Source organism: Methylobacterium sp. CM6246, assembly GCF_054818005.1.
In genome coordinates, this window is record NZ_JBTXKY010000001.1 from 3617501 (window position 1) to 3641553 (window position 24053).

Here is a 24053-nt window from a genome sequence, read left to right on the forward strand (position 1 = left end):
GATGTCGACGAAGCCGTTGGCGCTGCGGGTGAAGCCGTAGACCTGGCTGAGCCCGAGCCCGGTCCCCTTGCCGACCTCCTTGGTGGTGAAGAACGGCTCGAACACCCGCTGAAGCTTATCCGGCGGGATTCCCGCACCGCCATCGGTGACCGAGACCAGCACGTAGGGGCCGGGCGCCACGCCCTTCTCGGCCACAGCGCCGGTGCCGAGATGGACGTTGCGGCTCGTCACGGCGATCCGGGTGTGACCCGGCCGGCCCTCCATGGCGTCGCGGGCGTTGACGATCAGGTTGAGCACCGCGGCCTCGAACTGTGCGGGGTCGATGCGGATCGGATCGAGCGCGGGGTCGAGGTCGAAGGCGAGCTCCACCGCGCCGCCGGCGGCGCGTTCCGCTAGCGGCCGGAAATCCAGGAGCAGGCGGTTGGGATTGAGCGTCTGCGGCCGCAACATCTGCCGACGGGAGAACGCCAGGAGCTGCTGGGTCAGCTGCTCGCCGCGCCGGGCCGCGCCCATGGCGGCCTCCGCGAGTCGCTTGACCCGGTCGACCTGCTCGGGCCGGCGGAGCACCATGTCGAGCCCACCCACGATGACGGTGAGCAGGTTGTTGAAGTCATGGGCGACGCCGCCCGTAAGCTGGCCGATCGCCTCCATCTTCTGGGCCTGGCGCAGGGCCTCCTCGGTGACGTGCTGGTCGGTGCGATCCATCAGGATGCCGGCGATCCGGGTCGCAGTGCCGGCCGCGTCGTACTTGACCTGCCCCCGCAGGGCGATCCAGCGCACCGCCCCGTCAAGCCGGCGGATCCGGCATTCCAGATCGAGCCGGCCGGTCAGGCCGACCGTGGAGAAAGCCCGGTCGACGCCCGCACGATCCTCCTCGACGACGTGGGCCAGGAAGGTATCCCGGTTCCAGAACGCCTGGGGCGCGTCGTAGCCGAACACCGTGTCGAAGCGAAGCGAGCGCCGGGACGCGCCGGTGACGTGGTCGAGGTCCCAGGATCCCATCCCGGCGGCGTCGAGGGCGAAGGCGAGGGTCTCGTGGGCGGTCTCGACCTCCCGGGTCCGCTCGGCCACGCGCCGTTCCAGCCCCTCGTTGGCGAGCCGGAGCTGCTCCCGGTCGCGCTCGCGCTCCAGGAGACGCTCACGCGCCTGGTATTGACGACGGCGCGCCCGCAGGGCCGCGGCCGTGGCGCTGACCAGGGTCTCGGCGTTGATCGGGCGCTCCAGCAGGACCACGTTGCCGAGCCGGGCGAGGAGCTGGGACGCGCGCTGGGAGCGGTGCCCGAGCTGGCGGGTCGCCAGCACGATGAACGGGAAGTCCGACCAGGCGGGCTGCGCCTCGAGCCATGCGAAAAGGTCCGGCGGCCCGGTCTCCCCGAGGGCCTCTTCGGTGACCAGCGCGGCGGCGGCCCCGGCCCAGAGGGCGTCGATCCAGCCGGCGAGGTCGGGACAGATCGCGGCCGGCGTGCCGGCCCGGGCGATCACCTGCTCGGCCACCGCGGCGTCGCGCCCGCGCGGCGCCAGGATCAGGACGCGCTCCTCGTCCTGCGCCAATGCCGTCATAGGGCGCGGCCGTCGGCCGGCGCGTCGCCGGTCAGCATCGCCACCGCGCCGCGATAGGAGGGCAGGCCGGTGAGCACGCCCTCGAAATCGGCCAGGGCCTCGCCGACCTGGATCCCATGCGCCGACAGCTTCATCTCGCGGATGGTGCGCTCGTGCGCGTTGACCCGGCTCTTGACCACGGACAGGGCCGTGCGGACCTCGCCCTTGGCTTCGAAGAACCGGAACAGCAGGATCGAATCGCTGAGATAGCTGAGATCGATGTCGGTGCGGACCTCGCCGATGACCCCGTGCTGCCCCAGGACCAGCAGCGTCGTAACGCCCTGCTGGTTCAGGTAGCTCAGCATCTCGTGCATCTGCAGGATAAGGTACTCCTCGCCCGGCATCGCGTGCAGGTAGGCGTTCAGGCTGTCGATCGCGACGACGCTGGAGCCGTGCTCCTCCACGCTCTGCCGGACCATGCTGGAGAACTCCCCGGGGGAGAGTTCGGCCGGGTCGATCTGCGTGATGGTCAGGCGCCCGGCCGCGATATGCGGGCTCAGGTCCATGCCAAGGGTCGCCGACCGCGCGAGCAGGGTCGCGAGGCCCTCGTCGAACAGGTAGTAGGTGCCCCGCTCGCCGCGCTCCAGGGCGGTCAGCATGCAGCGGATGGCCATGGTGGTCTTGCCCACCCCGGACGGGCCGAGCAACAGGGTGTTGGTGCCGGGCACCAATCCGCCGCCGAGCAGCAGGTCGAGCGCGTCCGAGCCCGTGGAGCGCGCCATCGCGTCGAACGGCGTGTGGTGCTCGGCCGCGATCAGGCGCGGGAACGCCAGGATGCCGCCGGTCTCCAGCAGGAAGTCGTGGTAGCCGCCCCGGTACTTGATGCCACGCATCTTGACGATGCGCAGGCGCCGGCGCTCGGAGCCGAACTCGCGCGGGACCTGCTCCAGCGAGACGACCCCGTGGGCGATGCTGTGGAGCTGCAGGTCGCCCGTCTCCGACGTGCGGTCGTCGAGCATCAGCACGGTGCAGGCCCGCTTGGCGAAGAACTGCTTGAGCGCCAGGATCTGGCGGCGGTAGCGCAGTGGGTTCTGGGCCAGCAGGCGCAGCTCCGACAGCGAGTCGAACACGACCCGCTCGGGCTTCAGCGCCTCGACCCGGGCGATGACCTCCCGGACGGTCTCGCCGAGTTCGATCTCGGACGGGTGGAGGATCGACTGCTCGCTGTCGGGGTCGAGCCCCATCTCGTTGACGAGCTCGTAGAGCTCGATGCCGTCGAGAGACCAGCCGTGGGTCGCGGCGGACGCGCGGAGCTCCTGGCCGGTCTCCGACAGGGTGACGTAGAGCGTCGGCTCGCCCCGGGCCGCGCCCGCGCGCAGGAACTGGAGCGCCAGGGTGGTCTTGCCGGTTCCGGGCGTGCCCTCGAGCAGGTAGAGGCGGCTCGGGGTCAGGCCGCCGCAGAGGATGTCGTCCAGGCCTGGAACGCCCGTCGAGATTCGCGGCGCCGGACAGGCCGGGAACGCCGTTTCGGTATCGATCATCGGCTTGCCCTACGTTTCCCCCACGGTCCCACGCCCCCCCGGTGCCGCGCGCACGGTAGCGGCCGCGCCATGCCTTGTCAGTGCCATGCCTTGTCAGTGCCGCCCGCGCCGCAGCCGTGAGGCGCCCGTGCGCCGCGGGACAGCGCGGGGCCTCACGGCTCGATCATATCGCGGATGCGCGCGGCCAGCGCCTCGATCACGAAGGGCTTGGTGAGCACCTGCATGCCGTCGTCCAGGTAGCCGTTGCCCACCGCGGCGTTCTCGGCATAGCCGGTAATGAACAGCACCTTGAGCCCGGGACGGGTCTCGCGGGCGGCATCGGCCACCTGCCGGCCGTTCATGCCGCCCGGCAGGCCGACATCGGTGATCAGCAGGTCGATCCGCACGTCCGATTGCAGGACCTTCAGCCCGGACGGGCCGTCGGCGGCCTCGATCGCCATGTAGCCGAGATCCTCCAGGACCTCGGTCACCAGCATCCGCACGGAGGGCTCGTCGTCGATGAGCAGGACCGTCTCGCCCTGCTCGGCCCGGGGCACCGCGCCGGCATCCGGCACGGCCACCGCGGCGGAGATGTCGCCGTGGAAGCGCGGCAGGTAGAGGCACACGGTCGTGCCCTGACCGACCTCGGAGTAGATCCGCACTTGCCCGCCGGATTGCCGGGCGAAGCCGTAGATCATCGACAGGCCGAGCCCGGTGCCCTGCCCGATGGGCTTGGTGGTGAAGAACGGGTCGAAGGCCTTGGCGATCACCTCCGGGGGCATGCCGGTCCCGGTATCGGACACGCAGAGCGACAGGTACTGGCCGTGCGGCAGGTCGCGCTCCCGGGCGGCGCGGTCGTCGAGCCAGCGGTTGGCGGTCTCGATGGTGATGCGCCCGCCCTCCGGCATGGCGTCCCGGGCGTTGATGCACAGGTTCAGGAGCCCGTTCTCGAGCTGGCCGGGATCGACCAGGGCGGGCCACAGGCCGGCCGAGCCCACCACCTCGATGTGGATCGACGGGCCGACGGTCCGGCGCACCAGCTCCTCCATGCCGTGGACCAGGGCGTTCACGTCGGTGGGCTTGGGGTCGAGGGTCTGGCGGCGCGAGAAGGCGAGCAGGCGGTGGGTCAGCGCCGCCGCCCGCTTGGCCGCGCCCTGGGCGGCGGTCATGTAGCGGTCGAGGTCGGTCAGCCGGCCTTGGCTCATCCGCGTCTGCAGCAGCTCCAGGCTGCCCGAGATGCCGGTGAGCAGGTTGTTGAAGTCGTGGGCGATGCCGCCGGTCAGTTGACCGACCGCCTCCATCTTCTGCGATTGCCGCAGGGCCTCCTCGACCTTCTCGCGCCGGGCGGCCTCCTCCTCGACGCGCCGCTCCAGGGTGGCGTTGAACGCCTCCAGGGCGGCCTTGGCGCGCAGCTCCCCCTCGATGTTGCGGGCCTCGATGACCGTGCCGATCGGCTCGCCGCGCTCGTTGCGGATCGGGCTTGCGGTGAAGCCTACGGGATAGAACGAGCCGTCCTTGTGGACGAAGACCTCCTCGCCCTGCTCGCGCTCGTTCTCCGGGAAGGCCTGGTCGATCGGGCATTCGCAGAGCGGGTAGGGCGATCCGTCCGGCCGCGTATGGTGCACGACGTCGTGCAGGGCGCGGCCCTCGGTCTCCTCCAGGGCGTAGCCGGTGAGCGTCTCGGCGGCGCGGTTCATGTAGCTGCAGTGCTGGCGCTCATCCATCAGGAAGATCGCCTGCGAGGTGTTGTTGAGGATGGCGTCGAGCCGGCGCGTGGTCTCGACCAGGCGCTCCTCGGCGGCCTTGCGGTCGTGGATGTCGGTGACCGAGCCGATATAGCCGCGGAAGCCGCCATCCTCGCCGCGACGGGGCTGGGCCGCGTCGATGAACCAGTGATAGCGGCCGTCGGCGCCGCGCAGGCGGTACTCGACCTGGAACGGCCCGTGCCGGGCGTTGGCGTCCAGGAACGCCCGGGCCGAGGCATCCCGGTCGTCCGGGTGGACCGCGTCGAGCCAGCCGAGGCCAAGGCTCTCCGCCTCGGTCTGGCCGGTATACGCGTACCAGCGGCGGTTGAGGTAGGTGCAGGCCCCGTCGGCGCCGGTCACCCACATCATCACCGGGGCATGGTCGGCCATGTTGCGGAACCGCGCCTCGCTCTCCCGGAGCGCGGTCTCGGCCCGCATCCGGGCGGTGGTCTCCGTGCAGGTGCAGAACACCCCGGCCACCGCGCCGGCCGCGTCCCGGAGCGGCGCGCAGGAGAGGGTGAACCAGGTCTCCTCGTCGTAGCCGTGGCGGTTCATGACCAGCGGCCGGTTCTCGACCCAGGTCGCCTCGCCGGCCATCGCCGCCTCGACGAGGGGCGCAAGGTCGGCCCAGATCTCCGCCCAGACGTCCCGGAGGCGCGCGCCCATGGCGGCCGGATGCTTGCTGCCCAGCACATCCGCGTAGGCGTCGTTGTAGAGGAGGCCCAGCGCCGGCCCGACGGCCACGAACATCGGGAATCCCGACCCATGGATCAAGCTCACGGCAGCCGACAGCCACTGGGGCCAGCGCTCGGGCGGGCCCAGCGGCGAGGAGGACCAGTCGAACGCGCGCATGACGGCGCCCGCCGCGCCGCCGCCCGCGACCAGGGCCGGACCGTCCCAACCGGCCCCCCCGTCCTCCGCACGCCCCGTCACCCTCGCCAACCCGGTCTCCTTCAACACGCGCGCCCGCGCCCGTCTGAACCGTAGCAACAACGCCGCTCGGCGGCGGCCGTTCTCGGCACCGGCGCGGAAGGCTGCCGGGCCCAGCCCTTGTCGCCCCTGCGAAGGGCGCCGCCAAGTCTCCATCCGGAACCCGGATCCGGATCGACGGACTTGCGCGCGCGGCGAGGGGGAAATACTGGCCCTGGCCGGCACTCGCGGGTGCCTGCGGCTTTCGAGCCCGTCCGAATTGCCGTGCGCCCCGTTCCGCGAGGCGCTATTCCCCCCTGAACCACCCCAGCCCCGCCCCGGGCCCTAGGTGAGGCCCGACCTTGGCGCAGCACGCCCGTTCCCTTCTGTTCGTCGCCTACTGGACCGTCTGGACGGCCCTGTTCGTCGCGCCGCTGGTCGTCCTGGCGCTCGCCGGGGCGCCGGCGCGGCCGGTCCGCACGGCGGCGCGGCTCTGGGCCCGCGGGGTCCTGGCGGGCCTGCACGGCATCGTCGGCCTGCGCTACGTCGAGGAGGGGCGCGAACACCTCCCGGCCGAGCCCTGCCTGCTCGTGGCCAACCACCAGTCGACCTGGGAGACCCTGGCCTTCCTGGTGCTGGTCCCCGACGTCGCCATCGTGGCCAAGCGGGAATTGCTGGCGATCCCGGTGGTCGGCTGGTTCCTGCGGCGCTCGCCGATGATCGTGATCGACCGCGCCAACGGCACGCAGGCCCTGCGGGCGATCATCGAGGGCAGCCAGGCTGCCGTCGCGGCGGGCCGCTCGGTGCTGATCTTTCCGGAGGGCACGCGGGGCCGGGCCGGCGACCCGCTGCAGTTCAAGCGTGGCGTGGAGCTGCTGTACGGCCGGCTGCGCCTGCCGGTGGTGCCGGTCGCGGTGAATTCCGGATTGTTCTGGCCCCGGGGCATGGCCACGCGAGCCGGCACGATCGTGGTGAGCTACCTCGCCGCCCTCGCGCCCGGCCTGCCGGCCGCGGAGTTCCTGCGCGGCACCGAGGGCGCGATCGACCGGGAGCTCGACCGCTGGCGTCCGGCCGAGGCGCAGGGGCGGCGTTAGGCCCTCGTTCCAGCACCGACAAACCGCAGCTGCGCGCAGGCCGTCCCGCGGCGAAGGAGCCGCCGCCCACCGCGCGGGCCGCCACCGGCGAGCTGGTCGGGTTGGCGAAGACCCGCTTTCATCTGTCCGCCGGGCTTTACCCGAACACGATCGCGGTCCTCGATCAGCGGATCGACGCGATCGGCCGGACCGGCCACCCCCGCAAGCGTATTCTCGCAACAGACGCGATCCACCGAATCAAGGTGGCCTCGGTATTCCCTACCGACGCCGCAATTTGCAACTCACAGTTGCAAAACTGGTTACTTGATGAACCAGGAGGTGTTCATGTCGCTCTCTCCCGCCGCAATCCTCAGCCCCGCGTCGCGCTCCCTCGCATGGCTCGTCGGCCCCGACGCACTCCTATCCACGACCGCCCTCTCCACCGGCCAGCTCGCGAGCCTCGGCCCGATCGCCTCGCTCATCGAGGGCACCGTCGATACCGGCTCCACGGATGCGCGCGGATCGGTGCTGCCCGACGCGGTCAGCGCGACGGCGAACCAGATCGTGCTCGACACCCATGCGCAGCTGGAGGGGCTCGGCCACGCGGTCGCCCCGCTGAACGGGCCGCTGCACGGGCTGACCAATCTCGGCGAGACCGTGGGCCTCGGCCATATCGGCGCGGGCGGCAACCTGATCACCGACCTCACGAGCGCTGGCGCCGACCCGGCCGGGCCCGGCGCGATCCCGTCGCTGCCGAGCGATGCCGGGGCCGTCGCCGCGGCCGCCGGCGCCCTGCTCGGATCGGTCACGGCAGCGCCGGCGAACGGCAACGGCCTGGTCGGGGCCGACGGCATCCTCAGCCCGGCGACCAGCATCCTCAACCAGGCCGTCCTCGATCTGCACACCACGCTGGAGGATGCCGGCCACCAGATCCCGGTGCTGAACGCGCCGGTCCACGCGGTCACGGCTCTCGGCGAGACACTCGGCCTCGGCTATCTGGGTCAGAGCGGCAACCTCCTGACCGACACGCTGGCCCTGCCCGGATCGCTCCTGACCGGCGGCGGCCTGGCGTCGGCCAACCCGGTCCTGTCCGATCTCGGCCACGTCCTCGGCTCGGCCGACACCCTGGTCGGCTCGGTGACCGGGGTCGCCAATGCCGGCGGCCTGCTCTCGTCGGACGGGCTGCTGGCCCCCGTCACCAACCTGGCGAACACCGCGGTGCTCGACATCCACGCGACCCTCGAGAATCTCGGGCACGCGGTTCCGCTCCTGAACGACGCCCTGCACGGCCTGACCCATCTCGGCGAGACCCTCGGCCTCGGCCATCTGGGGCAGGGCGGCAACCTCCTGACCGACGTCGCGGCCCTGCCCGGGGACTTGCTGGGCGGCCAGGGCCTCGGGGCGCTGTCGCCGATCCTCGGCGATGTCGGCGCCGTGACCCACGCGGCCGGCGGCCTGCTGGGCGGCGTCACCGGCCTCCTCGGCGGGCTCGGCGGCGATACCGGAGCGCCAGGCGGCAGCCTGCTCGCCCCCGTGACCTCGGCGGTGGATGGCCTGCTCGGCGGGCACGGCGGAACGCCCCTCGACGGGTTGCTCGGCGGCCTCGCCGGTGGAGGCCAGGCGGATGGGATCGGCACCCTGCTCGGACCGAACGCGCCGCTGCAGCCCGTGGCCGGGCTCGCCAACGGGGCGATCGACGCCATCCACGGCGTGCTGGAACAAGCCGGCCACGACGTGGCGATCCTGAACGCGCCGCTCCACGCCGTGATCGACCTCGGCACCGATGTGGGCTTGGGCGAGCTCGGGGAGTCGACCAACCTCCTGACCGACGTGGTCAACCTGCCCGGCGCGGTTCTGAGCGGCAACGCGGCCCCCGCGATCGGGCAGGTCGCCGGCGATGTCGGGCATGTCGCCGGTGCGGCCGGCGGCGTCCTGGGGTCGGTGACCGGGGCCCTCTCCGGCGCCGCCGGCGGCCAGGGCGGCGCGGGTCCGCTCGATGGCGTGCTCGGGACCGTAACCTCGGTCCTGGGCGCCACGGAGGGCGGCGCGGGCGGCAACCCGGTCGGCGGCCTGCTGGGCGGCCTGACCGGCGGCGGCTCGGGCGATGCCGGCCCCGGGACCCACCCGCTGATCGACGTGGCCGCGGGCCCGACCACCGCGACGCCCCTGGCCAACGCGGCCGTGCTCACCCCGGCCGCGGATCCGTCCCACACCGTGCAGGCGAGCGCCATCGCGGTGGGTGCCGACCAGCCGAGCCTGGCCACCGCCAGCCTGCTCTCCGGCGACAGCATCCTGCTGCCGCAAGGCAGCGGCGGCGGCGTGGATTCCCTCGTCGGGCAGATCCTGAGCCCGGCCTCGACGGCGCCGGCGGGTGCCGGGGAAGCCGGCGGCTCCCACGGGGCGAGCCTCGATCTCGGGACCGTCACGATCGACCTCGGCAGCCATGCCGACATCCACCACACCGACCCGACTCCGCACTCGGCCGCGGGCGGCCTGCACCTGCTCGGCCTCTGACGACCGGAGCCCCCGCCGCCCACGCGGCGGGGGCTTTTTTTGGGAGGATGTGGAGCCGAGGCTCCGGGGGACAGTCCGTTGACCGACGAACGCGTGTTGCGTGCTGCCAAGCGCCGGGAATTCTGGGCCGCGATCGGGGCCGGGCGCACCGCCCTGATCACCGTGATGATCGTCAGCGGCCTGATCAACCTGCTGATGCTGACCGCCCCGATCTTCATGCTGCAGGTCTACGACCGGGTGCTGCCGAGCCGCAGCATCGCCACCCTGGTCGGGCTCGCCGGCATCGCCCTGATGCTGTTCGTGATCCAGAGCGTGTTCGAGGTCTTCCGCGCCCGGATCCTGTCGCGGTTCGGCCGCCTGGTGGACGAGCGCCTCGGTCCGCGGATCTTCCGGACCCTGCTGGCGCGCGGCTCCGAGACGCCCCGCGGCGACGACGGCCCCCAGGCCCTGCGCGACCTCGACACCGTGCGGGGCTTCGTGTCGAGTATGGCGCTCACCGCCTTCTTCGACCTGCCCTGGGTGCCGCTCTACATCGCGGTCTGCTTCCTGTTCCATCCCTGGCTCGGGGCGGCGATCGCGGCCGGCGCCCTGTTCCTGTGCGTGCTGACGGTCCTGACCGACTGGGCCTCCGCCGAGACCACCCGGGAGACCGTGCGGGTCGCCGGCGAGCGCCGGTCCTTCACCGACATGGCGCACCGGACGGCGCCGCTGCTCTGCGCGCTGGGGATGCGGTCGCGGGTGGCCGACCTCTGGCAGGTCCGGACCCGCCGGAACCTCGACGTCGCCACCTCCGGCAACGACCTGGCCATCGGCTTCGGTGCGGTCGCGCGCCTGCTGCGCACGGTGCTGCAATCCGGGATCCTGGGGCTCGGCGCCTACCTGGTGGTGCGCGAAGAGGCCACCGCCGGCGTCATGCTGGCCGCCACGATCCTGTCGGCCCGGGCGCTCGCGCCGGTGGACCTCGCCATCGCCAACTGGAAGTTGTTCTCGGCCGCCCGGCAGGCCTGGAGCCGGCTCGTGGCGTTCCTGCCCCGGCGGGAGCCGGAGGCCCTGACGCCCCTGCCGGCGCCCCGGGAGAGCGTGCGCGTGACCGCCCTGTCGATCGCCGCCCCCGGGACCGACAGCCTGATCCTGCACGACGTCAACGTCGCCTTGGCCCCCGGCAGCGCGCTCGGGGTGATCGGCGCCAGCGGCTCGGGCAAGTCCACCTTCGCCCGCGCGCTCGTCGGCCTGGCCCGTCCGGTCCGCGGGGTGATCCGCCTCGACGGCGCGGCGATCGACCAGTGGGATCCCGACGCCCTCGGGCGCGCCGTCGGCTACCTGCCGCAGGACATCGAGATGTTCGACGGCACCATCGCGGAGAACATCACCCGGTTCGACCCGGCGCCGGACCCGGAGGCCCTGCAATCGGCCGCGAAGGCGGCGGGCGTCCACGAGGTCGTGCTGCGGCTTCCGGGCGGCTACGACGCCCGGGTCGGCGCCGGCGGGCTCGGCCTGTCGGGGGGCCAGCGCCAGCGGATCGCGCTGGCGCGGGCGCTCTACGGCGACCCGTTCCTGGTGGTGCTGGACGAGCCGAACTCCAACCTCGACGTCGACGGCGACCGCGCCCTGTCGGCCGCCGTGCAGGGCGTGCGCGCCCGGGGCGGCATCGTCGTGGTGATCGCCCACCGGCCGAGCGCGCTGGCGGCGGTGGACCGCATCCTGGTCCTGGGCGAGGGCCGCGTGCGCCTGCACGGGCCCCGCGACGAGGTGTTGGCGCAGCTGGGCGCCCTGACCCGGCAGACACCCACGAGGGTCGCATGACGCGGGACCAGGCCTCCGCCGACCCGACCCGCGAGACCCGGCGCTCGCTGCGGCGGCACGTCGTCGGCGTCGCCGCGGTGATCGTGCTGGCCACCGGGACCGGCGCCTGGACGGCCGCCACGGAACTGTCCGGGGCGATCATCGCCACGGGCTCCCTGGTGGTCGAGAGCAACATCAAGAAGGTCCAGCACCCCACCGGCGGCGTGGTCGCCGAACTGCCGATCCAGGAGGGCGCCCGGGTCCTGGCCGGCGACCTGCTGGTCCGCCTCGACGCCACCACCACCCGGGCGACCTACGACAGCGTCACCAAGAGCCTGTGGGAGATCGCCGCCCGCAATGCCCGGCTGGAGGCCGAGCGCGACGGCCGCGAGGAGGTCGCGTTCCCGGCCGAACTCGGCGGAGCCGGACCCGACGTCGCCCGGATCGTCGACGGCGAGCGCAAGCTGTTCCGCTTCCGCCGCGACGCGCTCCAGGGCCAGAAGGCGCAGCTGCGCGAGCGGATCGGCCAGCTGCGCGAGGAGATCAAGGGCTTGGTCGAGCAGGCCGCCGCCAAGGAGCAGGAGACCACGATCATCGGCCGGGAATACGAGGGCGTCGAGGATCTCTGGAAGAAGAACCTGATCCAGCTGACCCGGCTCACGAGCCTGCAGCGCGACATGTCCCGCCTCAAGGGCGAGCGCGGGGTCCTGGTGGCCAACATCGCCCAAACCAAGGGCAAGGTCTCGGAGACCGAGCTGCAGATCATCCAGCTCGAGCAGAACCTGCGCAGCGACGTCGCCAAGGAGCTGGCCGAGAACCGCGCCAAGGCCGCGACCCTGACCGAGCAGCGGATCGCCGCCTTCGACCAGCTCCAGCGCATCGAGATCCGCTCGCCGCAGACCGGCTACGTCCACGAGCTGGCGGTCCATACCCGTGGGGGCGTGATCTCCCCGGGCGAACCGATCATGCTGATCGTGCCGAACGCCGATTCCCTGGTGGCCGAGGTCCGGGTCGCGCCCCAGGACATCGACCGGCTGCAGACCGGGCAGGCCGCCGGCCTGCGCTTCCCGAGCTTCGACCAGCGGACGACCCCGGAGCTCAACGGCCGCGTCATCCGGATCGCCGCCGACGTCAGCGAGGACAAGCGGACCGGCAGCTTCTACTACCTGGTGCGCCTGGGCGTGACCAAGGACGAGCTCGGCCGGCTCGATGGCGCCAAGCTGATGCCCGGCATGCCCGTGGAGGCCTTCATCCGGACCGCCGACCGGACGGTGCTGTCGTACCTGACCAAGCCCCTGGTCGATCAGGCGCGCCGGGCGTTTCGCGAGAAGTAGGGCCGGGCGCCTGTTCGCCGGGCCGGCAAGGATATTGCAACTCTTGATTGCATAATGGAACCGGGCCGCCGGGATCCGGCACAACCGACAGGCCAGCCACCATGCCGATCGACCCAAAGAACCTCGCGCAGACCGCGACCCTGACCTACAGCGCCGAGTTCGACACGCTGCAGCTCTGGAACGGGACCTCGGGCCTCGACACGGCGGGCGGGCCGCAATGGGGCAGCTACGTCACGGCGACCGGGACGCGTCCGTTCAACCAGGAGCAGGAATGGTACCTCCGCGCCGACCATCTCGTCGGCGGGAGCGGCGCGGCTTTGCCGAACCCGTTCGGCGTCCATGACGGCATCCTGACCATCACGGCCGCGCCGTCCGACCCGGCGCTGCTCCCGGACCTCGGCGGCCAGCCCTACACGTCCGGGATGATCAACACGTCCCACAGCTTCAGCCAGACCTACGGCTACTTCGAGATGCGGGCCGAGCTGCCGGCCGGGCAGGGGATGTGGCCGGCCTTCTGGCTGCTGGCGAAGGACGGCTCCTGGCCCCCCGAGATCGACGTGATGGAGATGCTCGGGCACGACCCCGACACGCTCTACACCAGCGTCCACAGCCTGGCGCCCGGCCAGACCGCCGGCGACCACACCCTGAGCCAGGGCACCGCGCACGTCGCCGACATGAGCGGGGGCTTCCACACCTACGGGGTCGACTGGGGGCCCGACAGCCTGGCCTTCTACTTCGACGGCCAGGAGGTCTACCGCACGCCGACGCCGGCCAGCCTGGACAAGCCGATGTACATGATCGCCAACCTGGCGGTCGGCGGCACGTGGCCGGGCGATGCCGACGCGACGACGCCGTTCCCGGCCCACATGAACGTCGACTACCTGCGCGCCTACCAGGCCAACCCGAGCAGTGCGGGCGCGAGCCTGGAGCCGGTCTTCCACTTCTACGACGCGTCCACCGGACAGCACCTCTACACGGCCAGCACGGCGGAACGGGACACCCTGACGGGTTCCCAGACGGCCTACGCGTATCAGGGGGTCGGCTGGGCGGCGCCCACCGACACGGCCGGCACCGCGGACGTGTTCCACTTCACCAACGCGGCGACCGGCGACCATTTCTACACGGCCAGCGCCGCCGAGCGGGACGGCCTGATCGGGTCCGGCTCGGGCTACCGCTACGACGGCGTCGCCTTCGAGGCCTACACGGATCCGTCCGCGCCCGGATCGGCCGCGATGAACATCGAGCGGTTCGTCAACACCGAGAGCGGCCGCCACTACTACGCGTCGAGCGCCGCGGAGATCACCTATATCGAGCAGGGCCACGCCGGCACCGGCTGGATCGACGAGGGCCACGCCTTCACGCTCCACGCCCCGACCCAGAGCATGTTCGGCCTGTAGCGGCCGGGGTGGGGGAGGGGGACGACCCGGATCGGATCACGATTGCGGCAGCAGGGGCCGGAAACCGCCGTCGTCCGTTATGTTTGCCCGATGCGGCGGGAACAATCGCCGGGGCCGCCTTTTGTGCTGGCGGTCCCACCCGTCGGCCCGGTCCGGATCGCCCGCCGACCCCATCGAGACAGGAGATCGCTGTGCCCGCGGCGCGGAGCGCGACCATGCGCGAGCCCATCCGGCCGGCCGCTCCGGCCGGCGGGATCGCCGGCGCACGAGCGACACGCACCTGCCTGGGCCGATTCCGCGCGACCCGATCCTGCATGGTCCGATCCTGCGTGGCCAGATCCTGCGTATTCCTCGCCCGCGCGACCACGGCATGACCGCCCGGACCGCCCTGGACGTGATCGAGCAGCTGCCCCGGCGCTCGAAGACCGTCGACCGGATGATCGCGGGCCTCGCGGTGATCCTGACCATGCTGGGCATCGCCGTGGGCGCCTCGGTCTACCAGCAGCGCGGCAGCGAGGCCGTGCGCCACGCCCTGGCGGTGGAGGGGCGCCTCGGCCGGGTGCTGTCGGCGGTGCAGGACGCCGAGACCGGGCAGCGCGGCTACCTGCTCACCGGGGACGAGGATTTCCTGCCGCCGTTCCGGGCCGGCCGCTCCAAGGTCAACGGCGAACTCGCCCGCCTGGGCGACCTGCTGCGGGACGACGACGGCCAGCGCGCCGAACTTGACGGCCTGATCCTGCTGATCCGCGAGAAGCTCGGCGAACTTGCCACCACCATCGACCTGTACCGGGGCGGCGACGCCGAGGCGAGCCGGACCCTCGTCCGGGAGGGGAGCGGGCGCCGCCTGATGGACGAGATCCGCACGGTCGTGCGCCGCATGGAGGCCCAGGAGACGGCCCTGATGGAGCAGCGCCAGGCGGCGGTCTCCCGGATCGCGCTGCTGATCTGGGCGGCCCTGGCCGCGCTCGTCCTGGTGCTGATCCTGTTCGCCGTGTCGGCCATGCGCGAGGCGGGGCGCCGCCGCCGGCTGTCGCGCTTCCTGCCGCAGGAGCTGGTCTCGCGCCTGGCCGACGACGACGGCAGCCTGCGGGCAGGCCGGCGACAGCAGGCGGTCATCGCCTTCGTCGACATGCGCGGCTCCACCGCCCTGGCCGAGCGCCTCGACCCGCAGCAGCTCTCCGCGTTCCTGTCCGCGTTCCGGCGCCGGGTGATGTGGACGGCCAAGCTGCACAACGGCGTGGTCGACAAGTTCCTGGGCGACGGCGCCCTGGTGGTGTTCGGCCTGCCGGAGGCGCAGGGCGACGACGCCGCCCGGGCAGTGGCCTTCGCGGGGGACCTGGTCGAGGCCATCGCCCGCTGGAACCGCAAGGGCGAGCACGACGCCACGGTGCGCATCGGGATCGGCCTCCATTGCGGCGAGGTGTTCAGCGGGATCATCGGTGAGGAGGCCCGCTACGAGTTCACCGTGCTGGGCGACACCGTGAACGTCGCCGCGCGCCTTGAGCAGGCGACCAAGGTCCACGGCGTGCCGATCCTGGCCTCGGAGGCGGTCCGGCGGGCCGCAGGCCCGGCCACCGCGGTCTGGCGGGAGGTCAGCCGCGAGCCCCTGCGCGGCCGCCGGGAGCCGATGGCCTATTTTTCCGTCGAGCCCCCGGACCACGCCGAGCCCGCACCGGCCCGCCTGCGCGACGTCGATCCGCTCCCGGAACTGGCGCTGTAGCCGCGCTTTCGAGCCGCGCCGGCAAGCGGCGCAGACGCGACCCACCGAGAGGCCGATGCCGAGCGATCTGTCCTGGCTGCTGCGCCGCGAGACCCTGCTGGCCGGCGCCGTCCTGCTCCTCGGTGTCGCGGCCCTGGCCGCCTGGTATCTCCTGCAGGCGACCGTGCTCACCGTCGCGGTGGCGCCCCGGGACGGCACCGAGCCCGCCCTGATCAAAGCCTACGCGGACGCGCTGGAATCGGGCCGCACGGGCCTGCGCCTCAAGATCCTCGCTTTCGAGGACGTGCGCGAGAGCGCCGCCGCCCTGCAGGACGGTCGGGCCGACCTGGCGGTGGTCCGGCCCGACGTGCTGCTGCCGACCAACGGGCTCACCCTGGCGATCCTGCGCGACCAGGCGATGATCATCGCCTCGCCCGAGCAGGCCGGCATCACGGATTTCCCGCACCTGGCCGGCAAGCGGATCGGCATCGGCACGCACCGGGACGCCGATATCGGACTGCTCAAGAGCCTCCTCGGCTATTACGGCCTGACGCTGGAGCCGGCGGCGGGCACCGGACCGGGCGACCGCGCGGTCGTGCTCGTGCCGGTCGCCGAGGATGGCGTGGCCGGCGCGCTGCGCGAGAAGCGGATTGACGCCTTCATCAGCATCATCGCGCCCTCCGCGCCCAAGGCGCTCGATCTGGTCGCGGCGGTCCGCTCGGTGGCGCGCGGCGGCAAGGTCGCGTTCGTCGCCGTGGCGGACGACGACGCCGTGATTGAGCGCTTCCCCAAGCTCCAGGCGGTGGCCATCCCGGGCGGCCTGTTCGGCGGCCGGCCCAAGCTTCCGGCCGACGACGTGAAGACGGTGGGCGCCTCCTACCGGCTGATGGCCCGCGCATCCCTCAGCCGTGCCGTGGCGGCCGACCTGACCCAGCAGCTGTTCGAGAAGCGCACGCAGGCAGCCAACGCCACGGAGGCGGCCGATTACGTCCAGGCCCCGTCCTACGAGACCACGGTGGCGGCCACGAGCGCCCGGATCCCGATCCACCCGGGGGCGATCGACTATTACGAGCGCGAGCAGCACGGCTTCGTCGAGCGCTACGGCGACACGCTCTACCTGCTCGGCGCGCTCGCGGGCGGCCTGGTCTCGGTCCTGGCCTGGATCCGGCAGCGCCTGGCCGGCCTGCGCCGCGAGCACATCGACGAGATCGTGGAGCGGCTCCTGGAGATCACCGAACAGGCCCGCGCGGCCCAGGACCCGGCGGCGACCGCCGGGCTGACCCGCGAGGTCGACCGCCTGGCCGGCGACGCCGTCCGCTACGCCCGCGAGCGTGCCCCCGACGCGGCCACGATGTCGGCCGTCGCCATCGCCCTCGACACCGCCCGGGCGACGATCGCGGACCTGCGCCGCCACGCCGCCGCGGACTGACCGGGCCGGGATGGCTTCTGCGCCGCGTTGGGGAAGCCGGGGGCGCCGGAGCGGGGCGCTACGGGCGGCAGCGCGCGACGACGCGCCGGAGGGACTCGCGCTCCCGGGCCGGCGCGAACAGGTCTGCCCGGGCCGCGCCGCACGCGGCCAGGGTGTCCAGGAACCCGGGCTCTTCCTCGGCGCGCAGGAGCAGGGAGGCCAGGGCGGCCTCGTCGAAGACCGGGAAATAGCCGGGATAGGCCGGCCCCAGCAGGCCGCGCGTGCCGGGGATGTCGGAGGCGATCACCGGCAGGCCGGACACGAGGGCTTCCGACACCACGTTGGCACCGCCCTCCTGCTGAGAACTGAGGACCATGACGCGCCCCCGGGTCAGCCACCGCCGAACCAGGGAGCCCGGCCGGTCACCGAGCCACAGGTAGCGCGGATTGTCGGCCATCTCGGCGCGCGCCCGGTCCGCCCAGACCTCCGAGGAGGCGCCGCCGAGATGGACGATGCGCGTGCGGGACCGGGCCGGAAGCCGCCGGGCGGCGCGGGCGGCGCAGAACGGGTCCTTCTCGGTGCGCAGGTGCCCGACGACGAGGACCTCGAAAGCCGCCGCCGATACCGGCCAGCGCTGTCGCCGCGGCAGGGCGGACTGGAACACGACGTCGAGCTTGCCGCGGTGGCGCTCCGGAAGCGCGGCGGGGATCAGGTCGTGGAGGCCGATCAGGCGGTCGGCCAGATCCAACGCGTGCAGCGTCGGCCCGGGGTCCGCCGCGAGATAGTGGTAGACGTCCGTGCCGGTCAGGGCGACCACCAGCGGCCGGTCGGGGTGGCGGGCCTTGAAGCGCGCGATGGACCCGGCGCTGCGCCAGGCGTGCAGGGCGAGCATCAGATCGGCGTCCGCATCCTCCCCGTAGGCCGTCGTCACCTCGACTTGGTGTCCGAGATCGCCGAGGATGCGCGCCCAGCGGGTCGCCGTTGTCCGATTTCCGGCGCGGGACATTCGCGCTGCCGGCGTGATGAGACTGATCTTCATGGTCTCGACAGGCTTCCAGGACGTTTGATGCGCACACCGGTTTCCGCTGCCGACCTCGTGGCCATGCTGCAGGATGCCCGGGCGCGAACGCTCGAATTGGTGGCAGGCCTCGATCGTGACCGCCTCATGGGGCCGAAATCTGATCTCGTGAACCCGCTCCTGTGGGAAATCGGGCATCTCGCCTGGTTTCACGAACATTTCATCCTGAGAGCGCTCGACGGGCAGCCGCCGCTGATGGCCGAGGCCGACGCGCTCTACGATTCCGCCCGGGTGCCGCACGCGACGCGCTGGTCGATCCCGCTGCCGGCGCTGCCGGAGACCCTGGGCTACATGGCGCGGGTCCACGAGGCCCTGATCCGGCGTCTGGCCGACCGCGAGCCGACAGGCGAGGAAGCCGACCTCTACCAGCTCGTCACCTTCCACGAGGACATGCACGACGAGGCCTTCACGTACACGCGCCAGACGCTGGGCTATCCCGCACCGGCCTTCGCCGCATCGGCCAGCGCCCGGTCCGCGGGAACCGGCCCGTGGCCGGGCGACGCCACCGTGGGCGGCGGAACCTGGCGGCTCGGATCCGAGCCCGGGGGCTTCGTGTTCGACAATGAGAAATGGGCGCATCCGGTGCCGGTCGCGCCGTTCCGCATCGCCCGCGCGCCGGTGACCAATGCAGAGTTCGCGGCCTTCGTCGCGGATGGCGGCTACCGCGCGGACGCCCACTGGGACGCGGACGGGGCGGGTTGGCGCGACGGCTGCGGGGCCGCGCACCCGGCCTACTGGACGCCTCACGGCGCGCGGGACTGGACCGTCCGCAGGTTCGACCGGGACGCGCCGCTGGCGCCCGATGAGCCGGTCGTCCACGTCAACTGGCACGAGGCCAACGCCTATTGCCGCTGGGCCGGCCGGCGCCTGCCCACGGAGGCGGAATGGGAGGCCGCCGCCGCCGGAGCGCCGGCGCGCGATGGGACGCTCGGTGGCACCAAGCGCGGCTATCCCTGGGGCGATGCCCCGCCCACGGCCGACCGCGCCAATCTCGACGGCGGCCATCTCGGCTGCGTCGACGTCGCCGCCTACCCCGCGGGCGACAGCGCCTGGGGCTGCCGGCAGATGCTCGGCAACGTCTGGGAATGGACCGCGAGCCCCTTCCTGCCCTTTCCCGGCTTCGCGCCCGACGCCTACAAGGAGTATTCGGAGCCGGCCTTCGGGACGCGCAAGGTCCTGCGCGGCGGCGCCTGGGCGACCCGCTCGCGCATGGTCGACACCGGCTATCGCAACTTCTTCGGCCCGGAGCGCCGGGACGTGTTCGCCGGCTTCCGCACGGTGGCGCTTTAGGGCGCTTGCCGCCGAACTGGATACCGGTTCGGTGCAAGCGGCCCAGACGAGGTCGAGGCCGCCCCGTGCCCCCTCAGGCCTCGACGCGGATCCCGGGGGCGCCGGCCTCGAACCGCCCCACGATGGCGGCCTGCGCGAAACCCGCGGCGCGGACCTGGGCCAGGATCCCCTCGGCACGCCCGGGCGAACAGGTCACGAGGAGGCCGCCCGAGGTCTGGGGATCGGTGAGGATGTGGCGGCGCCAGTCCGGCAGATCCTCGGGCAGGGTGACCTGGCCGCCGAAACTCGCCCAGTTGCGGTGCGAGGCGCCGGTGACGAAGCCGTCCCGCGCCAGCGCTTCGGCCCGGGGCAGGAGCGGGATCGCGCCGGCCGCGACGACGAAGGTCAGGCCGGCGCCGCGGGCGAGTTCGAGCCCATGCCCGAGGAGGCCGAAACCGGTGATGTCGGTGATGGCATGGACCTCCGCATCGCCCGCCAGATCTGCCCCGACCCTGTTGAGACGCGTCGTGGTGGCGACGAAGTCGGCATAGCCCGCGGCGTCGAGGGCCTCGCGCTTGATCGCGGCGGAGTAGATGCCGACGCCGAGCGGCTTGGTCAGGATGGCCACGTCGCCGGCTCGCGCGTCGGCGTTGCGCCGGATGCGGGCACGGTCGCACAATCCGATCACCGCCAGGCCGTAGATCGGCTCCGGGGTATCGATCGAGTGGCCGCCCGCGATCGGGATGCCCGCCTCGGCGCAGGTGGCGGCCCCGCCCTTCAGGATCCGGGCGACGATCTCGGGGGCGATCTTGCCCACCGGCATGCCCAGGATGGCGAGCGCGAGGATCGGCTTGCCGCCCATGGCGTAGACGTCGGAGATCGCGTTGGTGGCGGCGATCCGACCGAAATCGTGGGGATCGTCCACCATCGGCGTGAAGAAGTCCGTCGTGGCGATGAGGCAGGTCCCGTCATCCAGGGCCCAGACCGCCGCGTCGTCGGCCGTCTCGTTGCCCACGAGCAGGCGCTCGAATGGGCCGGCCACCGGCTGGTCGGCGAGGAGCGTGCGCAGCACCGCCGGATCGAGCTTGCAGCCGCAGCCTCCGCCATGGGCGAGGCTGGTGAGGCGGACCGGAGGCGTATCCATGGCTGAATCCTGTGGCATCGAGAGCTGTGACAACTGACGGTTCGGAACGGGTCCTACCAGACAAAAGCGGGCATCCGGTACAGACCGCCATCAGGCCGGCACAGCGCGGGCGCGTCGCACCACCACCCGGCTCGTGCCCGCCTCGTGCCCGGATCGGTGCAGCGCAGGCGGCGGCCGGGCCGAAGCGCGCGGTGCAGGACCGCATTGCGGCCACCGCCTCCGGGCGGCCCGTAGGCGCACGGCATCGTCCCGCAGGATCCATCATCGACAGAAGGGGCCCCGATCCGGTGACCGGGAGCGGCTCCCAGTCCTCGATTCAAGGCTCTCGCTGACGCCGAACCGGTATCCACTTCGGCGGCGCGCGCTTTAACGCCCGCATGAGCCGTCAATTGATTGGACATCGGCGTGCGCTTGAGGGTGTAGAGTGTCGGAACACGGGTGGGGACGGCGATGCTGAGACGGACGTTGAACGGGGCGTTGCTGGCGGGACTGGGATGCCTCGTCGCATCCGGCCCCGCGGGCGCGCAGGAGCGCGCGAAACCGGCCTTCGTCTTCACCGGCATTCCCGACCAGGACGAGAGTCGTCTCGTGGAGCGCTTCGGCAAGGTCGCGCGCTATCTCGAGGGCAAGCTCGGCGTCCCCGTGACGTACATCCCCGTGAAGAACTACCCGGCGGCGGTGACGGCCTTCACCAACGGCCAGGTGCAACTCGCGTGGTTCGGAGGCTTCACCGGGGTGCAGGCGCGCAAGGCCTCGCCCGGTGCGCAGGCGATCGCGCAAGGCGCCGAGGACGCGGCCTTCAAGACCTACCTCATCGCCAACACGAAGACCGGCCTGGCGAAGTCGGCCGACTTCCCGAAGGCGGTCGCCGGCAAGACGTTCACGTTCGGCTCGCGCGCCTCGACCTCGGGTCGCCTGATGCCGGAGTATTTCATCCGCGCGGCGTTCCCGGGCAAGACGCCCGAGGAGGTGTTCTCCCGCGTCGGCTTCTCCGGGGACCACACCCGCACGATCCAGCTCGTCCAGTCCGGAGCTTTCGAGGTCGGGGCGGTCGACTACTCGGTGTGGGACTTGGACGACAAGGCCGGCAAGGTCGACCACACGACCGTCGGCATCATCTGGGAGAGCCCGCCGTTTCCCGACTACCAGTGGACCGTGCGGGGCGATGTCGACGCGATCTACGGCGCCGGCTTCACCGAGACGCTGAAGGCGGCCCTCGTCGGCATCACCGATCCGGCGATCCTGGCGCCCTTCGCCCGCTCGAAGTTCATCCCGGTCACCAATGCCGCCTATGAGCCGATCGAGCGCGTGGCGAAATCCACGGGCTTGCTGGACTGAGACGAGCGCAGCGCGGTGAACGCCGGATCCCGACCCGAGCCGGAGATCGTGCTGTCGGGCGCCCAGGCGGCCTATGACGGCAAGCCGGTCCTGTTCGGGGTGGACCTGACCATCCGGGCCGGCGAGCGGGTCGCCCTGATGGGCCGCTCGGGGGCGGGCAAGTCCACCCTGCTCGGGCTCATCCACGCCCAAGCGCGCGCCCGCACCGCGCTGATCCCGCAGGCGGCGGCCCTGGTGCGGACCCTGTCGGTCTTCCACAACGTCTACATGGGCCGGCTCGACCGGCGCTCGACCCTGCACAACCTGCGCACGCTGGCGTTTCCGGCCCGCGCCGACCTGGACGAGATCCGGGACATCCTCGGGGAGATCGGGCTCGCCGGCGAACTCCACGCCAAGGCCGGCGCCCTGTCGGGCGGGCAGCAGCAGCGCGTCTCGGTGGCGCGCGCGCTCTACAACGGGCGCCCGATCCTGATCGGGGACGAGCCGGTCTCGGCTCTGGACCGCACGCAGGGCGGCCTCGTCCTGGAGCGGCTGGCCAGGCGCCACCGGACCCTGGTGCTGGCGCTCCACGACATCGCCCTGGCCCTCGCGCACACGGACCGGATCGTGGTCCTCGATGCCGGGCGCATCGTGCTCGACGCGCCCGCCCGCGACCTCGACGAGGCGGCCCTCGTCCCGTTCTACGGTCAAGCCTCGTGAGCGCCCTGCGCCGGATTCCCGGCTGGGGCTACGCGGCGGTGACGCGCTGGTTTGCAGCGGGTGCGCTGGCCGCGCTCCTGGCAGCCGACCTCGCAGTCAGCAGCCTGCATCCCTGGGCCGACCTCCAGCGCCTGCTCGGCGGCCTGATCCATCCGGACTTGCTGGCGGTGGACATCTGGAGCGTCGTGTACACCGTCGCGTTCGCGATCCTCGGGGTGACGGCGGGGGCCGGGGCCGGCTTCGTCCTCGCCATTCCGTTCGCCAGAATCCGGGGCGTGCGCCTCGTCTGCGCCGGCCTGCGCTCCGTGCACGAGCTGTTCTGGGCGCTGCTCCTGATGCAGGTGTTCGGCTTGTCGGCCCTCACCGGCATCCTCGCCATCGCGCTGCCCTATGCCGGGATCTGCGCCAAGGTCTATTCCGAGATCATGGAGGAGGCCGACCTGTCGGCCCTGCGGGTGCTGCCCGAGGGGACCGGTGCCCTCTCGGCCTTCGCGTACGGCCGTCTTCCGGATGTCGCCGCGGCCTTCCGACACTACACGCTCTATCGGTTCGAGTGCGCCATGCGCTCGACCCTGGTGCTCGGCTTCATCGGCCTGCCGACCATGGGCTTCTACCTCGAATCCGCCTTCCGGCAGGGCCGCTACGCCGAGGCCGGCGCCCTGCTCCTCGTGTTCTACGCCCTGATCGGCTCGCGCCGTCTCTGGATGCGGCTCTCGACCCTGCCCCTCCTTCTCATCGTCAGCGTGCTCGCCCTTCCGCGCACCGTCGGGACGACGCACTGGCTCTCCAGCCTGGACCGCTTCGTGACGCACGACATCGTCCCGAGCCCGCTCCGGTCCGGCGCGCTCCTCGACCCGGCGACCTGGAGCCGGCTCGGGCTCTGGTTCCAGCCGATCCTCACCCAGCAGATCCTGCCGGGCGCCGTCCAGACCCTGGTGCTCGCGCAGATCGCGCTGGTGGCCACCGCCCTCGGCGCGCTGCTGCTGTTCCCCTTGGCCTCGCGCCGGTTCGCGGGGCCGATCGGCCAGCCCTTCGGGCGCGTCCTGCTCGTGATCGTGCGCTCGACGCCGGAATACATGCTGGCCTACGTGCTGCTGCAGCTGCTCGGGCCGTCGATGCTGCCGGCGATCCTGGCGCTGACGATCCACAACGCGGGCATCGTCGGCTACCTGATGGGGCGCCACGCCGACGACCTCGCCTACCGTGCCGACGCCCCGACGGGCCTGAACCTCTACAGCTACGAGACGGTGCCGCGGCTCTACGGGCAGTTCCTCGCCTACCTGCTGTACCGCTGGGAGCTGATCCTGCGCGAGAGCGCGATCTTCGGCATCCTCGGCGTGGCGACGCTCGGCTTCTACGTCGACGCCGCGATCTCGGAGCTGCGCCTCGACGTCGCCGTGCTGCTGATCGTGGCGACCGCCGTCCTGACGATGCTGGTGGATGCGCTGTCCAGGGCCCTGCGCCGGTCCCTGCGCCTCACCGACCTGCCGATCCGCCTCTCCGCGCCGCGGCACGGATCCGCCGCGACCCCGCCCCTCCGGGCGGCCTGCTCCTGACGGGCTTGCGCCCCTTCACGGCCGCCACGCGGGGGCGACCGGCCGCGGC

16 protein-coding genes (1 of these 16 cut by a window edge) are annotated in these 24053 nt (G+C 72.3%); 11 read left to right on the forward strand and 5 right to left on the reverse strand.

The features are described from left to right. The 3 genes from ACYQPG_RS17760 to ACYQPG_RS17770 form a co-directional block, all read right to left on the reverse strand. Positions 1–1560, reverse strand: partial view of an ATP-binding protein gene (locus tag ACYQPG_RS17760; RefSeq protein WP_461231391.1) — the 5' portion only. The gene continues 495 nt to the left of window position 1, outside the view; only the first 1560 of its 2055 coding nucleotides appear in the window; it begins with the start codon at positions 1558–1560; its stop codon lies off the left edge, out of view. Continuing rightward, on the reverse strand, positions 1557–3080 hold the full coding sequence (locus ACYQPG_RS17765; protein WP_461231392.1) for an ATPase domain-containing protein: 1524 nt from the start codon (positions 3078–3080) through the stop codon (positions 1557–1559). The genes ACYQPG_RS17760 and ACYQPG_RS17765 overlap by 4 nt, the downstream gene beginning before the upstream one ends. A 152-nt stretch (positions 3081–3232) precedes the next feature. Next, a complete protein-coding gene (locus ACYQPG_RS17770; RefSeq protein ID WP_461232475.1) occupies positions 3233–5737 on the reverse strand; it encodes a PAS domain S-box protein in 2505 nt (834 codons plus the stop codon). Positions 5738–6075: 338 nt separating this feature from the next. Between ACYQPG_RS17770 and ACYQPG_RS17775 the strand changes: the two genes are divergently transcribed. The 7 genes from ACYQPG_RS17775 to ACYQPG_RS17805 all read left to right on the forward strand — a co-directional run bounded on the left by ACYQPG_RS17775 (position 6076) and on the right by ACYQPG_RS17805 (position 16941). Then, positions 6076–6807 (forward strand): lysophospholipid acyltransferase family protein, encoded by a 732-nt coding sequence (locus ACYQPG_RS17775; protein WP_147907629.1) that lies wholly within the window; start codon positions 6076–6078, stop codon positions 6805–6807. Positions 6808–7131: 324 nt separating this feature from the next. Beyond that, the gene (locus ACYQPG_RS17780) at positions 7132–9300 is read left to right on the forward strand and encodes a hypothetical protein (RefSeq protein WP_461231393.1); all 2169 of its coding nucleotides are present in this window, start codon (positions 7132–7134) and stop codon (positions 9298–9300) included. Between the two features lie 78 nt (positions 9301–9378). Then, the gene (locus tag ACYQPG_RS17785) at positions 9379–11103 is read left to right on the forward strand and encodes a type I secretion system permease/ATPase (RefSeq protein ID WP_461231394.1); all 1725 of its coding nucleotides are present in this window, start codon (positions 9379–9381) and stop codon (positions 11101–11103) included. Then, positions 11100–12416, forward strand: coding sequence for an HlyD family type I secretion periplasmic adaptor subunit (locus tag ACYQPG_RS17790; RefSeq protein ID WP_147939868.1), 1317 nt, complete (start codon positions 11100–11102; stop codon positions 12414–12416). Before ACYQPG_RS17785 ends, ACYQPG_RS17790 begins: the two co-directional genes overlap by 4 nt. 101 nt (positions 12417–12517) lie before the next feature. After that, positions 12518–13813, forward strand: a complete 1296-nt coding sequence (locus ACYQPG_RS17795) for a family 16 glycosylhydrolase (RefSeq protein WP_147939869.1) — start codon at positions 12518–12520, stop codon at positions 13811–13813. A gap of 370 nt (positions 13814–14183) precedes the next feature. Further along, the gene (locus ACYQPG_RS17800) at positions 14184–15533 is read left to right on the forward strand and encodes an adenylate/guanylate cyclase domain-containing protein (protein ID WP_419828538.1); all 1350 of its coding nucleotides are present in this window, start codon (positions 14184–14186) and stop codon (positions 15531–15533) included. 55 nt (positions 15534–15588) lie between these two features. Next, the gene (locus tag ACYQPG_RS17805) at positions 15589–16941 is read left to right on the forward strand and encodes a TAXI family TRAP transporter solute-binding subunit (RefSeq protein WP_147907635.1); all 1353 of its coding nucleotides are present in this window, start codon (positions 15589–15591) and stop codon (positions 16939–16941) included. Between the two features lie 58 nt (positions 16942–16999). Here ACYQPG_RS17805 and senB read toward each other — a convergent pair whose 3' ends face one another. Next, positions 17000–17959, reverse strand: a complete 960-nt coding sequence (gene senB, locus ACYQPG_RS17810) for a selenoneine biosynthesis selenosugar synthase SenB (RefSeq protein WP_147907636.1) — start codon at positions 17957–17959, stop codon at positions 17000–17002. Positions 17960–17986: 27 nt separating this feature from the next. Here senB and senA point away from each other — a divergent pair, with 27 nt between their 5' ends. Next, the gene (senA, locus tag ACYQPG_RS17815; protein ID WP_147939871.1) at positions 17987–19288 is read left to right on the forward strand and encodes a selenoneine synthase SenA; all 1302 of its coding nucleotides are present in this window, start codon (positions 17987–17989) and stop codon (positions 19286–19288) included. 73 nt (positions 19289–19361) lie between these two features. On the opposite strand, the gene selD is transcribed toward senA, so the two are convergent. Continuing rightward, the gene (selD, locus tag ACYQPG_RS17820) at positions 19362–20411 is read right to left on the reverse strand and encodes a selenide, water dikinase SelD (protein WP_461231395.1); all 1050 of its coding nucleotides are present in this window, start codon (positions 20409–20411) and stop codon (positions 19362–19364) included. Between the two features lie 450 nt (positions 20412–20861). On the opposite strand from selD, the gene ACYQPG_RS17825 reads away from it, so the two are divergent. From ACYQPG_RS17825 to ACYQPG_RS17835, 3 genes are read left to right on the forward strand one after another with little or no spacing between them, the layout of a single operon-like run. Next, positions 20862–21749 carry a putative selenate ABC transporter substrate-binding protein gene (locus ACYQPG_RS17825; protein ID WP_147907639.1) on the forward strand — a complete coding sequence of 296 codons (888 nt, stop codon included), beginning with the start codon at positions 20862–20864 and terminating at the stop codon, positions 21747–21749. 15 nt (positions 21750–21764) lie between these two features. Beyond that, positions 21765–22448, forward strand: coding sequence for an ATP-binding cassette domain-containing protein (locus ACYQPG_RS17830; RefSeq protein ID WP_461231396.1), 684 nt, complete (start codon positions 21765–21767; stop codon positions 22446–22448). Continuing rightward, positions 22445–24004: a PhnE/PtxC family ABC transporter permease gene (locus ACYQPG_RS17835; RefSeq protein ID WP_246692299.1), complete on the forward strand. Its 1560-nt coding sequence runs from the start codon at positions 22445–22447 to the stop codon at positions 24002–24004. Before ACYQPG_RS17830 ends, ACYQPG_RS17835 begins: the two co-directional genes overlap by 4 nt. The last annotated feature ends 49 nt before the right edge of the window (positions 24005–24053 follow it).

What these genes read in the sequence shown, in the direction of transcription:
- ACYQPG_RS17765 (WP_461231392.1), bottom strand. Translation starts at nt 3,080, where the DNA reads ATGATCGATACCGAAACGGCGTTCCCGGCCTGTCCGGCGCCGCGAATC.
- ACYQPG_RS17780 (WP_461231393.1), top strand. Translation starts at nt 7,132, where the DNA reads ATGTCGCTCTCTCCCGCCGCAATCCTCAGCCCCGCGTCGCGCTCCCTC.
- ACYQPG_RS17790 (WP_147939868.1), top strand. Translation starts at nt 11,100, where the DNA reads ATGACGCGGGACCAGGCCTCCGCCGACCCGACCCGCGAGACCCGGCGC.
- ACYQPG_RS17795 (WP_147939869.1), top strand. Translation starts at nt 12,518, where the DNA reads ATGCCGATCGACCCAAAGAACCTCGCGCAGACCGCGACCCTGACCTAC.
- ACYQPG_RS17800 (WP_419828538.1), top strand. Translation starts at nt 14,184, where the DNA reads ATGACCGCCCGGACCGCCCTGGACGTGATCGAGCAGCTGCCCCGGCGC.
- ACYQPG_RS17805 (WP_147907635.1), top strand. Translation starts at nt 15,589, where the DNA reads ATGCCGAGCGATCTGTCCTGGCTGCTGCGCCGCGAGACCCTGCTGGCC.
- senB (WP_147907636.1), bottom strand. Translation starts at nt 17,959, where the DNA reads ATGAAGATCAGTCTCATCACGCCGGCAGCGCGAATGTCCCGCGCCGGA.
- senA (WP_147939871.1), top strand. Translation starts at nt 17,987, where the DNA reads ATGCGCACACCGGTTTCCGCTGCCGACCTCGTGGCCATGCTGCAGGAT.
- selD (WP_461231395.1), bottom strand. Translation starts at nt 20,411, where the DNA reads ATGGATACGCCTCCGGTCCGCCTCACCAGCCTCGCCCATGGCGGAGGC.
- ACYQPG_RS17825 (WP_147907639.1), top strand. Translation starts at nt 20,862, where the DNA reads ATGCTGAGACGGACGTTGAACGGGGCGTTGCTGGCGGGACTGGGATGC.